The 12914-nt window shown below is 64.6% G+C and carries 16 protein-coding genes; 5 read left to right on the top strand and 11 right to left on the bottom strand.

Going from position 1 to position 12914, the window contains the following annotated elements; translation table 11 throughout:
• The first annotated feature begins 32 nt into the window (after positions 1 to 32).
• Both ACQY5B_RS03105 and ACQY5B_RS03100 read left to right on the top strand, forming a co-directional pair.
• Complete coding sequence (locus ACQY5B_RS03105; protein ID WP_305969153.1) at positions 33 to 788, top strand: SDR family oxidoreductase; 756 nt, start codon at positions 33 to 35, stop codon at positions 786 to 788.
• Positions 785 to 1393: an enoyl-CoA hydratase/isomerase family protein gene (locus ACQY5B_RS03100; protein WP_420326420.1), complete on the top strand. Its 609-nt coding sequence runs from the start codon at positions 785 to 787 to the stop codon at positions 1391 to 1393. Before ACQY5B_RS03105 ends, ACQY5B_RS03100 begins: the two co-directional genes overlap by 4 nt.
• On the opposite strand, the gene choV is transcribed toward ACQY5B_RS03100, so the two are convergent.
• Positions 1390 to 2397 carry a choline ABC transporter ATP-binding protein gene (gene choV, locus ACQY5B_RS03095; RefSeq protein ID WP_420326421.1) on the bottom strand — a complete coding sequence of 336 codons (1008 nt, stop codon included), beginning with the start codon at positions 2395 to 2397 and terminating at the stop codon, positions 1390 to 1392. The two genes, ACQY5B_RS03100 and choV, sit on opposite strands and share 4 nt — an antisense overlap.
• Complete coding sequence (choW, locus tag ACQY5B_RS03090) at positions 2394 to 3227, bottom strand: choline ABC transporter permease subunit (protein WP_305969156.1); 834 nt, start codon at positions 3225 to 3227, stop codon at positions 2394 to 2396. Before choW ends, choV begins: the two co-directional genes overlap by 4 nt.
• Positions 3228 to 3358: 131 nt before the next feature.
• On the opposite strand from choW, the gene ACQY5B_RS03085 reads away from it, so the two are divergent.
• A complete protein-coding gene (locus ACQY5B_RS03085; protein ID WP_420326422.1) occupies positions 3359 to 3994 on the top strand; it encodes a glutathione S-transferase family protein in 636 nt (211 codons plus the stop codon).
• 44 nt (positions 3995 to 4038) lie between these two features.
• On the opposite strand, the gene choX is transcribed toward ACQY5B_RS03085, so the two are convergent.
• On the bottom strand, positions 4039 to 4959 hold the full coding sequence (choX, locus tag ACQY5B_RS03080; protein WP_420326423.1) for a choline ABC transporter substrate-binding protein: 921 nt from the start codon (positions 4957 to 4959) through the stop codon (positions 4039 to 4041).
• A gap of 158 nt (positions 4960 to 5117) precedes the next feature.
• On the opposite strand from choX, the gene ade reads away from it, so the two are divergent.
• Positions 5118 to 6812 (top strand): adenine deaminase, encoded by a 1695-nt coding sequence (gene ade / locus ACQY5B_RS03075; RefSeq protein WP_420326424.1) that lies wholly within the window; start codon positions 5118 to 5120, stop codon positions 6810 to 6812.
• Positions 6813 to 6846: 34 nt separating this feature from the next.
• Here the strand turns inward: ade and ACQY5B_RS03070 are convergent, their stop codons facing one another.
• Positions 6847 to 8022, bottom strand: coding sequence for a lytic murein transglycosylase (locus tag ACQY5B_RS03070; protein ID WP_420326426.1), 1176 nt, complete (start codon positions 8020 to 8022; stop codon positions 6847 to 6849).
• Positions 8023 to 8279: 257 nt separating this feature from the next.
• On the opposite strand from ACQY5B_RS03070, the gene ACQY5B_RS03065 reads away from it, so the two are divergent.
• The gene (locus tag ACQY5B_RS03065; RefSeq protein ID WP_371931748.1) at positions 8280 to 8636 is read left to right on the top strand and encodes a response regulator transcription factor; all 357 of its coding nucleotides are present in this window, start codon (positions 8280 to 8282) and stop codon (positions 8634 to 8636) included.
• Between the two features lie 6 nt (positions 8637 to 8642).
• Here ACQY5B_RS03065 and ACQY5B_RS03060 read toward each other — a convergent pair whose 3' ends face one another.
• The 7 genes from ACQY5B_RS03060 to def (ACQY5B_RS03030) form a co-directional block, all read right to left on the bottom strand.
• On the bottom strand, positions 8643 to 9632 hold the full coding sequence (locus ACQY5B_RS03060; protein ID WP_420326427.1) for a glutathione S-transferase family protein: 990 nt from the start codon (positions 9630 to 9632) through the stop codon (positions 8643 to 8645).
• 97 nt (positions 9633 to 9729) lie between these two features.
• Positions 9730 to 9963, bottom strand: a complete 234-nt coding sequence (locus ACQY5B_RS03055) for a GlsB/YeaQ/YmgE family stress response membrane protein (RefSeq protein ID WP_420326428.1) — start codon at positions 9961 to 9963, stop codon at positions 9730 to 9732.
• Positions 9964 to 10098: 135 nt separating this feature from the next.
• The gene (locus ACQY5B_RS03050; protein ID WP_420326429.1) at positions 10099 to 10341 is read right to left on the bottom strand and encodes a hypothetical protein; all 243 of its coding nucleotides are present in this window, start codon (positions 10339 to 10341) and stop codon (positions 10099 to 10101) included.
• A 58-nt stretch (positions 10342 to 10399) separates the two neighbouring features.
• On the bottom strand, positions 10400 to 11311 hold the full coding sequence (gene fmt, locus ACQY5B_RS03045) for a methionyl-tRNA formyltransferase (RefSeq protein ID WP_420326430.1): 912 nt from the start codon (positions 11309 to 11311) through the stop codon (positions 10400 to 10402).
• A 65-nt stretch (positions 11312 to 11376) separates the two neighbouring features.
• Positions 11377 to 11871, bottom strand: a complete 495-nt coding sequence (gene def / locus ACQY5B_RS03040) for a peptide deformylase (RefSeq protein ID WP_420326431.1) — start codon at positions 11869 to 11871, stop codon at positions 11377 to 11379.
• Positions 11868 to 12371, bottom strand: coding sequence for a peptide deformylase (gene def, locus ACQY5B_RS03035; protein ID WP_420326432.1), 504 nt, complete (start codon positions 12369 to 12371; stop codon positions 11868 to 11870). Before def (ACQY5B_RS03035) ends, def (ACQY5B_RS03040) begins: the two co-directional genes overlap by 4 nt.
• A complete protein-coding gene (gene def, locus ACQY5B_RS03030; RefSeq protein ID WP_420326433.1) occupies positions 12368 to 12895 on the bottom strand; it encodes a peptide deformylase in 528 nt (175 codons plus the stop codon). The genes def (ACQY5B_RS03035) and def (ACQY5B_RS03030) overlap by 4 nt, the downstream gene beginning before the upstream one ends.
• Positions 12896 to 12914: the final 19 nt, after the last annotated feature.

Below are 12914 nucleotides of genomic sequence, written 5' to 3'. Positions count from 1 at the left end.
CGCAATTCACCTATTTTAGCAGGAGACCGGGCATGAGCAGCGATCTGAACGGAAAGACGGTGCTGATCACGGGCGCAAGCCGCGGGATCGGGGCCGAGGCGGCGCGGGCATTCGCCGCGGCTGGGGCACGGGTGGCGCTGGTGGCGCGCACTGCCGAGGCAATCGCGGACCTGGCCGGCGAGATCGGCGAACAGGCGGTGGCGATCCCCTGCGACATTGCCCGCTACTGGGAGGTCGAACAGGCCGTGTCCAAGTGCCTGCAGGCGCATGGGGGACTGGACATCCTGGTGAACAACGCCGGGGTGATCGAACCCGTGGCACGCATGGCCGATGCCGATCCCGAGGCCTGGGGCGAAGTCATCGACATCAACCTCAAAGGGGTGTTCCACGGCATGCGCGCGGCGCTGCCCGTCATGCTCGAAGCCGGTGGCGGCACGGTGCTGACCATCGGATCCGGCGCGGCACATGGCCCGGTCGAAGGCTGGTCGCACTACTGTTCATCCAAGGCGGGCGCGCTGATGCTGACCCGGATGATGGACAAGGAATACCGCGACCAGGGGATGCGGGCGATCTCGCTCTCGCCCGGGACGGTGGCCACGCAGATGCAGCGCGAGATCAAGGCCAGCGGCATCAACCCCGTCAGCCAGCTTGACTGGTCGGCCCATATCCCGCCCGAATGGGTTGCGAAAACCCTGGTCTGGATGTGTTCGGACGCGGCGGACGGCTGGCTGGGGGACGAGGTTTCCCTGCGGGACGAGAGCATTCGCAAGGCCGTGGGACTGGCATGATCCGGCTGGATCGCGACGGCGGGCTGTGGATCGCCACCATCGACCGGCCGGAAAAGGCCAATTCTCTGACCGCCCGGATGCTCGAAGAGCTGTGCGACATCGCCGAGGATGCGCAGACGGGCGCGCGGGCGCTGGTGCTGACCGGCGCGGGAAAGGTCTTTTCTGCCGGTGCAGACCTGGAGGCGGCCAAGGCCGGGCTGGCGGTCTCGCCCCTGTGGGAGCGGCTGTCGGGGGCAATCACCCGGCACCCGGGCCTGACGATCTGCGCATTGAACGGCACCGTTGCAGGCGGGGCGATGGGCATGGCACTGGCCTGTGATCTGCGGATTTCCGTCCCCGGCGCCAAGATCTTTTACCCGGTGATGAAGCTGGGCTTTCTTCCCCAGCCGTCGGACCCCAGCCGCCTGGTGGCACTGGCGGGGCCGTCCCGGGCCAAGATGATCCTGATGGCAGGCCAGAAGATCCCCGTCGAAGAGGCGCAAACCTGGGGCCTTGTCGACCGGCTGGTCGAGGGCGACCTGCTGGACGAGGCGCGCGCGCTGACCGCCGACACGGTGGACGCCGGTCCGGACCACGCCCGCGCGATCAAGGGGCTGATCGTCTAGGTCCCCGAGCAGAGCCGGGCGATCACGCTGTCGGCGGTCACACGCCCCAGCGCTTCCCCCGCTTCGGTCACGGTCAACGGACCGTCCTTCAGCCTTGGCATCAGGTCGCGGATCGGCGTTTCCGCCGCGACCTCGATGGACCCGGCGCCGGCTTCCATCACGTCGCGCGCGGTCAGTACGCCCAGAGGGTTCATGTTGGCGACGAAGTCGGCGACGTAATCCGATGCGGGGTTCGAGAAAATCTCGCGCGGGGTGCCGGTCTGAACGATGCGGCCACCTTCCATGATGGCGATGCGATTGCCGATCTTGAAGGCCTCGTCGAGGTCATGGCTGACAAACAGGATGGTACGTTTCAGCTCGCTCTGCAGGTCCAGCAGTTCGTCCTGAAGACGGCTGCGGATCAGCGGATCCAGAGCGGAAAACGGCTCGTCCATCAGAAGGATCGGCGCATCGGTGGCAAAGGCGCGGGCAAGGCCGACGCGTTGCTGCATCCCGCCCGACAGTTCGCCCACCTTGCGACCCCCCCAGTCCGCCAGGCCCACAAGCGCCAGCTGGCGCTCGACGGTCCGGGCGCGATCCGCGGTCCCCTGCCCCGCCAGTTCGAGGCCGAAACCCACGTTTTCGGCCACCGTGCGCCAGGGCAGCAGGCCGAACTGCTGAAAGACCATCGCGACATGCCCCTGCCGGACACGACGCAGGGCGCTCTTGGAACAATTGGTGACATCCGTCACCTCGTCCCCGCAGGACACCCTCACCGCGCCCCGGCTGACCTTGTTCAACCCGTTGACCGCGCGCAACAGCGTCGACTTGCCCGACCCCGACAGCCCCATGAGAACGACGATTTCGCCTTCCTCCACGTCGAGCGAGCAGTTGTGCGCCCCGAGGACCTGCCCGGTTTCGGACTGGATCTCTGCCCGGTCCCTGCCTTCATCGGCCAGAGGCAGGGCCCGCTTGGGGTGGTCGCCGAAGATGATGGAGACGTTATCAAAGGAAACAGCGGTCATTTGCCACCCACCCGCAGCGCACGATCAAGCATGATGGCGACGACGACGATGATCAGCCCCGCCTCGAACCCAAGGCCCGTGTCGACCCGGTTCAGCGCGCGCACAACCGGCACGCCCAGTCCGTCGGCCCCCACCAGAGCCGCGATCACCACCATCGACAGCGACAGCATGATGGTCTGGTTCAGCCCGGCCATGATCTGCGGCAGCGCGCTTGGCAGCTCGACCTTCCACAGCTTCTGTCCGGGCGTGGCGCCGAAGGCATCCGCCGCCTCCAAAAGCGACTTGGGTGTCGAGGATATACCGAGATGCGTCAGGCGAATGGGCGCGGGCACGACAAAGATCACGGTTGCGATCAGGCCCGGCACCATGCCGATGCCGAAAAAGACGATGGCCGGGATCAGGTAGACGAAGGTGGGCAGCGTCTGCATCAGGTCGAGAACCGGCCGAAGGAACCGATAGAGGCCGGGATTATGGGCGGCAAAGATGCCGATGGGCACGCCCACCCCCATGCAGACCACGCAGGCCGAGAGCACCAGCGTCAGGCTTTCGGTCGTTTCTTCCCAGTACCCCTGGTTGAGAATGAAGAGAAAGCCAAGCAAGACCATCAGTGGCACCTGCCAACTGCGGTGCAACGCGGCTGTGGCGGCGGCGAACAGCAGCACGACCAGCATCTCATGCGGCGTCTGCAGAAGCCAAAGGATCGCGTCGATCAGCGCCTCCATCGCCACGGCCATGCCGTCGAAAAACCATCCTCCGTGTTCCTGCAACCAGTCGAAGACCGCCTCCGCGGCATCACCTACGGGGAGCTTGTGCTCGGTCAGCCAGTCCAAATGTCATCCCTTTCCGTTCCCGGGCCAAGCATGGGGGCTGTTCGGTCAGATGTGAAGCGGGTTTAGCGATTGACGCTTGGTGACGGGCGCCCGACGTGCGAGCCTGAGAACATGGACCTCGGAGAGAGATCATGAGTGACATCACCCTTTATACCAACCCCATGTCGCGGGGGCGCATCGCCCGCTGGATGCTGGAAGAAACCGGCGTTCCCTACCAGACAGAGGTCCTGCAGTACGGTCCGGAGATGAAAGCCCCCACCTACAGGGCGTTGAACCCGATGGGCAAGGTGCCGACCCTGGTGCATGGCAAGACCATCATCACGGAATGCGCGGCGATCTGCACCTATCTGGCGGATGCCTTTCCCAAGGCCGGGTTGGCGCCAGAGCCGGGGTCGAACGCGCGGGGCGCTTACTATCGCTGGCTGTTCTTTGCCGCCGGGCAGGTCGAGGCAGCGGTGACCGCGGCCTCTTTCGGCTTTGACACGCAGGATGAACAGTCCTTTGGCCGCGCCGGCTGGGGCAACCTCGAGACGGTGACGGATACGCTGGATGGGCTGCTGTCGGACGGGCGGACTTACCTGCTGGGCGATACGTTCTCGGCGGTGGATGTCTACCTGGGTTCGCAGATCGCCTGGGGGCGCGAGTTCGGCAGCTTGCCCGACCGAACCACCTTTGGCCCCTATGTCGCACGGATCATGCGACGCGATGCGGCGATCCGGGCGCAGGACATGGACAATGCCCTGATGCCGCAACAGGACGAGAGTTAGCTCAGGCGGCGCGGAACGGGGGCGCCTTGGCGCCCCCGCCGGGATCACTTCAGCGCGTCCATGACCGCGGCCTTGGCGTCGCCACCGTCGATCGCGGTCACGCCGTCCAGCCAACCGTCCAGAACGCCGGTGTTAGCCGACAGCCAGGTCCTGGCGGCATCCTCGGGGTCTTCACCCTCGTCGAGGATCAGGGCCATGATCTCGTTTTCCATCGCCAGGCTGAACTCGAGGTTCTTGAGCAAAGCGCCGACGTTGGGGCATTCATCGACGTAACCGACACGGGTGTTGGTATAGACCGTCGCGCCACCCAGGTTCGGACCGAAATAATCGTCGCCGCCGGTCAGGTAGGTCAGGTCGTAGTTGGCGTTCATCGGGTGCGGTTCCCAGGCCAGGAAGACCACGGGCTCATCGCGGCTGACCGCGCGCCCGACCTGCGCCAGCATCCCCTGTTCCGAGCTTTCCTTGACCTCGAATTCGCTGAGGCCGAAAGCATCCGCGTCGATCATGTCCATGATCAGGCGGTTGCCGTCGTTGCCCGGTTCGATGCCATAGATCGTTTCGTCCAGCGCATCCGCATGGTCGGCGATATCGGCGAAATCCGTGATCCCCAGCGCGGCGCCGGCGGCATTGGTGGCCAGGGTGTATTTTGCCCCCTGCAGGTTGTCGCGGACGGTCTCGACCGTGCCTGCGTCGCGGTAAGGGGCAATATCGGCCTCCATCGTCGGCATCCAGTTGCCAAGGAAGATGTCGATGTCGCCCTCGGCCATCGAGGTATAGGTCACCGGAACGGACAGCACCTTGATATCCGTCTCATAGCCCAGCGCGTCCAGCACCAGCGTGGTGGCGGCGGTGGTGGCGGTGATGTCGGTCCAGCCCACGTCCGAAAAGGTGACGGTGCCGCAATCGGCCATCGCGGTTCCCGCAACAAGGCTCAGCGCAAGCGCGGAAGTGAGGGTCTTTTTCATGGAAGTCTCCCTGGTTGGCTTTGCGCGCAAGTAGATCGTGCCTTGGGGTCCATTGCAACCGGCGGATGGGTCGGCTTGGTTGCGGCGGCGTAAGCCCTCGCAGGGGACCGGACGCTGTGCCATCATCCGGCACGAAGCAGTTTTCGAAAGGCAAAGTCATGGCGGATCTGGAACGACGCATCGCGCAGGGGCGCGGGGATGAACCCGCGGACAAGGTGCTGCGCGGTGGGCGGGTGTTCGACCTGATGACCGGAGAGTTGCTCGACGGCGACGTCGCCATCTCCGGCGACACAATCGTCGGCACCCTGGACCGCTACGAAGGCCGCGAGGTGATCGACGTCACTGGGCTGATCCTGGTGCCGGGGTTCATCGACACCCATCTGCATATCGAGTCCTCGCTGGTCACACCTTTCGAGTTCGACCGGTGCGTGGGGCCGCGCGGGGTAACGACGGCGATCTGCGACCCGCATGAAATCGCCAACGTGATCGGCGAGGCCGGCGTGCGCTATTTCCAGCAGGCCAGCCGCCATACGTTGATCGACATTAAGGTCCAGCTGTCGTCCTGCGTGCCCTCGACCCATATGGAAACCGCGGGCGCCGAACTGACCGCCGCGGAGATTGCCGGGCTGATGGGGCACGCGTCGGGCCTGGGTCTGGCGGAGTTCATGAATTTTCCCGGCGTGATCCACCGTGATCCCGCCTGCATGGACAAGCTGCGCCTGTTCGAGGGCGGCCATGTGGACGGGCATTGCCCCCTGTTGTCCGGCAAGGACCTGAACGCCTATGTCGCGGCGGGCATCCGGACCGAACATGAAGCGACCAGCGCGGAAGAGGCCCTGGAAAAGCTGCGCAAGGGGATGCGGGTGCTGATCCGCGAAGGCTCTGTCTCCAAGGACCTGAATGCGCTGCAACCGCTGCTGAATGAACGAACGGCGCCTTACATGTGCCTCTGCACCGACGACCGAAACCCGTTGGACATCGGCGAACACGGGCACCTTGATTACATGATCCGAGAGTTGATCCGGCTGGGGTGCTCGCCATTGTCGGTTTACCGCGCGGCCAGCCTTTCGGCCGCCGAGGCCTTTGGCCTGAAAGATCGCGGCATGATCGCCCCAGGCAAACGGGCGGATATCGTCGCCGTCGGCTCGCTGGTCGCCTGCGACGCGCAGATGGTGCTGGCGGGCGGCGTCATGCTTTCGGAGGCGGCGTTTTCCGCACGCGAGACGGTGGCGCCTGTGGGGCGCGCTTCGGTCAAGGCGCCGCAGGTTTCACCCGAAAATTTCCGGGCACGGGCCAACCGTGTCGAAACGGATGTCATCGGCATCCGCGAGGGCCAGATCCTGACCGACCACCTGCACGAGGACATTGCCATCGTGGACGGTGACAAGGCGCCGGACGTCACCCGCGACCTGGTGCGCATCGCGGTGGTGGAGCGGCACGGCAAGAACGGGAATATCGCCACGGGGTTCGTGAAGGGTTTTGGCCTGAAGGCCGGGGCGATTGCCTCGACCGTCTGCCACGACCACCACAATATCGCCTGCGTCGGCGTGGACTATGCCGATATGGCCGTGGCCGCCAATCGGCTGTCCGAGATCGAAGGCGGTTTCGTGGTGGCCCGAGATGGCGAGGTCCGGGCCGAGCTGGCGCTGCCCGTGGCCGGCCTGATGAGCCTGGAGCCCTTCGAGGAAGTCCGCGCCCGGCTGGTCGACCTGAGGGCAGCGGCGAAGTCGCTGGGCGTGACGCTGGAAGAACCCTTCCTGCAACTTGCCTTCCTGGCATTGCCGGTGATCCCGGCGCTCAAGATCACCGACCGGGGAATGGTGGACGTGAACCGTTTCGAGATCATCGGGTAACGCAGCGCCCTGTCCGCCGCACGGTTTGCCCCGTTTACAGCCGGTTCAGCAGCGCAGGCGTCGGCCAGGCATCCGCCGGCATTCCCAGTTCGCGCTGAACATCGCGGACCGCGCCGCGGGTGCCCGCGCCGAGGATACCGTCGATTTCTCCCACGTCGTAGCCGCGCGCGGCCAGCTTGGACTGCAGGCGCTTCATCTGGTCACCGGACAGCCCGGGCTCGGGGTTGCCCGCGTCGTAGACTGGCGCGCCCTCCAGCCGGGTGCCGAAGTAGGCGGCGGTCAGAACATAGGTAAAGCTCTGGTTCCATTCGAAATAGACACTGAAGTTCGGATAGGCGATGAAGGCCGGCCCTTTGCGCCCCTGCGGGATGATGATGGATGCCTCCAGCCGACCATCGTCCAGCGCCCCGTGCTTGCCGCGCACACCCAACTGTTCCCATTCCGCCACCGTCTTGGTGGTGTGCATGCCGGTGTCGTACCAGTTCAGGTCGGAGGGCAGTTCAACCTCCTGCAACCAGGGCTCGTTCGGGCGCCACCCGAGGTGCGACAGCATCTTGGCGCCGGACATCAGGGCGTCGGGGGCCGAGGTCTTGGGCGTCACATGGCCGTCGCCGTCACCATCGACGCCGTTGATCAGGATGTCCTTGGGCAGCATCTGAACCATGCCGATCTCACCGGCCCAGGCGCCGGTCGTGGTGCGCGGGTCGAAATCGCCATTCTCGTACAGCTTGAGAGCCGCGAATATCTGCGGCCGGAAGATCTCGGGGCGGCGGCAGTCATGCGCCAGCGTCACCAGCGCGTTGAGCGTGTTGAAATCGCCTTGGAAGGCCCCGAAATCGGTCTCGAACGCCCAGAAGGCCAGCAGGACACCGCGGGAAAGGCCGTACTCGCGTTCGATCCGGTCGAAGACGGAGTTGTAGCGGTCCGCCATCTGGCGTCCGTTGTCCAGCCGGTACTGGCTTATCAGCTTGCGCGAGAAGGTGATGAAAGGATCCTGAAAGATCCCCTGCCGGCGATCGGCCCTCAGCACGGCGCTGCTTTGCTGCGCGCTGGCAAAAAACTGCCGAACCGTGGCGGGATCATGTCCCTGCGTGACCGCCTCTTGCGCCAGACCGTCGACGAAGGCGCCAAAGCTTCCGCCACAGGGCACGTCCTGCGCCTGCGCCGCGCCTGCCAGCATCAGCGCTCCGATAATTGCCGAAAACCGCATCGAATTCCTCGTTTGCTCTGTTTGGCGGCACATTATCAAGACCGGCGCCCGGGGCAAGCGCGCTTCGCTTTCGGGGCAACTTGTGGCAGGTTTCCGACCGGGCAGTCGCTGACAACCGAGGCGGGTATTTACCCTTTATTCAAAATTCTCATGGCAATTAACCGTTTCTTCACTCCTGTGAACACATGATGAAGACAAGGAACGGTTCACAGGGGATATTCTACCCCAGTGCTGGGTGCGAGGAGAGTCGCTTGAACGTGCTGATCGTGGAAAACAGCGAGCCGTTGGCTCAGCTGTGGAAGAGGCATATCCAGCGTGGAGGTGCCCAAGTCTGGACGGCCGCCACCGAGGAGGCCGCCTTTGACCTGCTTGCGGCTCAGAATTTCGACATCATCATCCTGAACGTGGTGCTGGAGGGCGGCAACGCGCTGGCCGTCTCCGACCTGGCGCAATATCGCCAACCCGAAGCGCGGATCATCTTCGTCACCAATACGACCTTCTTTTCGGACGGGTCGATCTTCAACCTTTGCGCCAATGCCTGCGCCTTTCTGCCCAGCAGCACCTCTCCCGACGATCTCGCGACGATGGTCAGGCACTACGCCCGGACGGGCTGACGCGGCTTAGGCCGCGCGCTGCTTGTCACGCCCATGCGGCGCGTCAAGATCCAGGTCCGGGCCCACGGGCACGATGCGGTGCGGGTTCACCGTTTCTTGGCTATAGTGGTAATGCCGCGTGATATGATCGAAATTCACCGTCTCCGCCACGCCCGGCCACTGGTACAGTTCACGGGTATAGGCCCAGAGATTCGGGAAATCGACGATCCGCGCCCGGTTGCACTTGAAGTGACCGTGATAGACCTTGTCAAAGCGGATCAGCGTGGTGAAGAGCCGCCAGTCGGCCTCTGTGATTGCGTCCCCCATCAGGAACCGGTTGTGTGACAGCCGATCCTCGATCCATTCCAGCGTTTCGAAAAGCGGGTGTACAGCGTCGTCATAGGCCTTTTGCGTGGTCGCAAAGCCCGACTTGTAGACGCCGTTGTTCAGCGTGTCATAGATGCGCGCATTGATCGGCTCGATCGCTTCGCGCAGAGCCTCGGGCCAGAAATCCTGCGTGTTGCCGGTGATCCCGTCGAAGGCACTGTTGAACATGCGGATGATCTCGGCACTTTCGTTCGAGACGATGGTTTCACGTTGCTTGTCCCACAGCACGGGAACGGTGACGCGGGTCGTCGCCTGCGGGTCGGCCTTGGTATAGATGTCACGCAGGTAGGGCAGGCCATAGAGCGTATCGCCCGTCGCCCCCTTGCTATCGGTGTCGAAGGTCCAGCCGTCGCCCAGCATGTCCGGATGTACAGCACTGACCGTGATCAGGTCCTGCAACCCCTTGAGCTGGCGAAAGATCAGCGCGCGATGCGCCCAGGGGCAGGCATAGCTGACATAGAGGTGATAACGGCCCGCTTCCGCCTTGAAGCCGCCCTCGCCCGTGGGGCCGGGAGCGCCATCGGCGGTGATCCAGTTGCGCCAGCTTGACTCCGAGCGCACGAACTTGCCGCCGGTCTTTCCGGTATCATACCAGCCTTCGTGCCAGGTGCCGTCAACAAGTTGTCCCATGCGATCCTCCTTTGACTTGGCAGGGAGGTAGAACCACAAAGCTTGCACACCAAGGCCGATAGGCGCGCAGGAGGTCTGTGCAAGCGCACATGCACACCTAGCGCATGAAGGTCTGCCAGACCCAGATCAGCAGGAGCGCCCCCAGCACGGCGCCAACGAGTCCGGCCAATAGCCCCGTCACGGTCAGCAGAAACCGCAGGATCAGGCCGCCGATCAGCGCGCCGCCGATGCCGATGGCGATGGTCGGCAGGATGCCGGTATCCATCTTCATCATGCGGGTGGCAAGGAAACCGGCGGCGGCGCCGACAATGATGAGCCAGACAATAGGCATGGATGCTCCTCTTGGGCGGGCGCGTCTCTGCGGGCAGGATAGGCGAGCGGCACGGCGGCGCCTAGGGGGAAGACCCGGAAATGCGCCCGGCCCTCGGTGCCGGCGGCAATGGGCGTGACATGGCGCCACCCCGGGTCATCTGCGGCGTCGCCAGTGCGTCGGCACGATGATCAGCGCGCCGATTGAAGAGAGGATGGCATTCAGGCCCGGGCTGCGAAAACCAATGCCGAACATGATGGTGATAAAATAGAACAGGAAGGCACCGCCGATGCAAATGATGATGCTGGACAGGATGCCGTTCCTGGTAAATCCCGATTTCTCGGAGAGATAGCCGGTGATCCCGGCGATGACCACGGTGCCGATCAGGGTGGGGAACATAGGGGTCTCCTTGGGTCCGTGATCACGATAGGGGCACGGGCGCGCGATGCCCAGAGGTTCAGCCGCCCAGATGTGTGCCCTTGGGCAGTGGAAAACCGTTCAGAAAGGTTGCCGCGTCCTGCGCGCCCTTGCCTGCCCGTTGCGCGCGGCTGATGCGCAGGGCGCCGGTTCCGCAAGCCACGGTAAAGCAATCGTCCAGCAGCACGCCCGGCGCGCCCTGCCCGTCTGCCGGTTCGGCGCCCAGCAGCTTTATCCGGTCCCCCTTGTGCGTGGTCCAGGCGCCGGGAAAGGGCGCAAGTCCGCGGACCTGGCGCGAGATCTCTTCCGCGGGGCGCGTCCAGTCTACGGCGGCCTCGGCCTTGTCGATCTTGTCGGCATAGGTGACGCCCTCCTCGGGCTGGGGTTCGGGCACGAGGTCGTCGATCCGGTCGAGCGCCTGGGTGATGAGCCGCGCACCCATCTGGCTGAGCCGGTCGTGCAATTCGCCGGTCGTTTCCGTGGCACCGATGGGCGTGGCCTCGCGCAGCAAAACCGGGCCGGTGTCGAGCCCGGCCTCCATCTGCATGATGCAGACGCCGGTTTCGGCATCTCCGGCCATGATCGCGCGGTGGATCGGGGCCGCACCGCGCCAGCGGGGCAGCAGGGAGGCATGGATGTTCAGGCAGCCCAGTTTCGGCGCATCCAACACCGGCTGCGGCAGGATCAGACCGTAGGCGACAACAACCGCCACGTCGGCATTCAACTCGGCGAATGCGGCCTGGTCCTCGGGCGATTTCAGCCTTTCGGGATGTCGAACCGGCAGGCCCAGTGCCTCGGCGCGCTGATGCACCGGGGTGGGGCGGTCCTTCTTGCCACGTCCGGCGGGACGCGGTGGCTGGCAATAGACGCAGGCGATGTCATGGCCCGCCGCATGCAGCGCGTCGAGGACCGGGACAGAGAAATCGGGGGTGCCCATGAAGACAACGCGCATGTACCTGCTCCTGCGATGATCGTGTCGCGGGTGTAACGCAGGCAGGCGGGCGGGACCAGATGGCGTCAGCCGCGTTTGCGGGCCTTGCGCAAGAGCATGTCGCGTTTCATCTTGCTGAGCCGGTCGAAATACATCCGCCCGTTCAGGTGGTCGATCTGGTGCTGGACGGAAGTGGCCCAGAGACCGACCAGATCCTTGCGCACCTTCATGCCCTGCGGGTCGGTATAGGTGACGGTCACGGCGCGCGGACGGCTGATCTTCGCGTGCACACCGGGCAAGTTGGGGCTGGCCTCGTCATGGTCCCGGAACTCGACGGAGGCGTGCAGGATCTCGGGGTTGGCCATGCGCAGAGATTTGCCACGTTCGTCGGAGGCATCGACCACCGCAAGCCTCAGCATCACGCCGATCTGTGGCGCGGCAAGGCCGACGCCGGGCATGGCCTCCATCGTGTCGATCATGTCCTCCCAGATGGCACGGATCTCGTCGGTGATCTGCTCGACCGGAGCGGCGGCGGTGCGCAGGCGCTTGTCGGGCCAGGGGACGAAAGGACGTACGCTCATGCGTCCTGCCCCGCTTCGTAGGCCGCCAGGAGCGCATCGCGCCCCGCCGGGTCCAGCCGGTCGAAATGCAACACCCCGTCGAGATGGTCGTATTCATGTTGGGCGATCGTCGCCTCCGGCCCGGTCAGGATCAGTCGCTGCGCGGCGCCCGTAAGATCTGTGAAGGCAAGCGTGATCGTCGCAGGGCGGGTCACTTCCGCAGTCACGCCGGGAACGGAGAGGCAGCCCTCTGTTGACACCGCCTGCTCGTCAGAGGCCGACAGGATCGCCGGGTTGATGCAGACGAGCGGGGTCATGTCGCCCTCTTTCCAGCCCGCGTCCATGACAAAGAACCTCTGCATCACGCCGACCTGCGGCGCGGCAAGGCCACGACCGGGCGCATCGTACATGGTTTCGAACATGTCCGTCACCAGCGATTCGATGGCGGCGGGTTCCTGGACCGGAGCACAAGGCTGGGCTAGGCGCGGATCGGGCCATTTCAGGATCGGAAGAATGCTCACGCCTTTTCCCGCGCCCGCTCTTTCTTGAGCTTGACCATCTTGCGGGTGATCATCTGCCGCCGGAGCGGTTTCAGGTAGTCGATGAACAGCTTGCCGTCGAGGTGGTCGATCTCGTGCTGGACACAGGTGGCCCAGAGCCCGTCGAAGGTTTCGCGCTGCAGCTTGCCGTCGCGGTCAAGCCATTCGACGTCTACCACCTTGGGTCGTTCGACATCGGCATACTGGTCGGGGATCGACAGGCAGCCTTCCTCGTAGACGTTGCGTTCATCGCTGCTGGCCACCACCTGCGGGTTGAACATGACCAGGGGGCGTGCCTCGTCCACGTCATCTTTTTTCGCGCAGTCCAGCACGATCAGCCGCGACAGGATGCCGATCTGCGGCGCGGCCAACCCGATGCCCGGCGCGGCATACATGGTTTCCAGCATGTCATCCGAAAGGGCGCGCAGATCGTCTGACAGATCGTCGACGGGGGCGCAGACCTTTTTCAGGCGAGGGTCGGGGTGAATGAGGATCGGCCGTTTCATGCGCCCGATTTAAGCATCG

The organism is Antarctobacter sp., assembly GCF_965277915.1.
Lineage (GTDB): Bacteria > Pseudomonadota > Alphaproteobacteria > Rhodobacterales > Rhodobacteraceae > Antarctobacter.
This window is presented reverse-complemented; position numbering and strand designations above follow the sequence as displayed.

Coding starts and splice junctions, on each gene's coding strand:
- ACQY5B_RS03105 (WP_305969153.1), top strand. CDS start 33: ATGAGCAGCGATCTGAACGGAAAGACGGTGCTGATCACGGGCGCAAGC.
- ACQY5B_RS03100 (WP_420326420.1), top strand. CDS start 785: ATGATCCGGCTGGATCGCGACGGCGGGCTGTGGATCGCCACCATCGAC.
- choV (WP_420326421.1), bottom strand. CDS start 2,397: ATGACCGCTGTTTCCTTTGATAACGTCTCCATCATCTTCGGCGACCAC.
- ACQY5B_RS03085 (WP_420326422.1), top strand. CDS start 3,359: ATGAGTGACATCACCCTTTATACCAACCCCATGTCGCGGGGGCGCATC.
- choX (WP_420326423.1), bottom strand. CDS start 4,959: ATGAAAAAGACCCTCACTTCCGCGCTTGCGCTGAGCCTTGTTGCGGGA.
- ade (WP_420326424.1), top strand. CDS start 5,118: ATGGCGGATCTGGAACGACGCATCGCGCAGGGGCGCGGGGATGAACCC.
- ACQY5B_RS03070 (WP_420326426.1), bottom strand. CDS start 8,022: ATGCGGTTTTCGGCAATTATCGGAGCGCTGATGCTGGCAGGCGCGGCG.
- ACQY5B_RS03060 (WP_420326427.1), bottom strand. CDS start 9,632: ATGGGACAACTTGTTGACGGCACCTGGCACGAAGGCTGGTATGATACC.
- ACQY5B_RS03055 (WP_420326428.1), bottom strand. CDS start 9,963: ATGCCTATTGTCTGGCTCATCATTGTCGGCGCCGCCGCCGGTTTCCTT.
- ACQY5B_RS03050 (WP_420326429.1), bottom strand. CDS start 10,341: ATGTTCCCCACCCTGATCGGCACCGTGGTCATCGCCGGGATCACCGGC.
- fmt (WP_420326430.1), bottom strand. CDS start 11,311: ATGCGCGTTGTCTTCATGGGCACCCCCGATTTCTCTGTCCCGGTCCTC.
- def (WP_420326431.1), bottom strand. CDS start 11,871: ATGAGCGTACGTCCTTTCGTCCCCTGGCCCGACAAGCGCCTGCGCACC.
- def (WP_420326433.1), bottom strand. CDS start 12,895: ATGAAACGGCCGATCCTCATTCACCCCGACCCTCGCCTGAAAAAGGTC.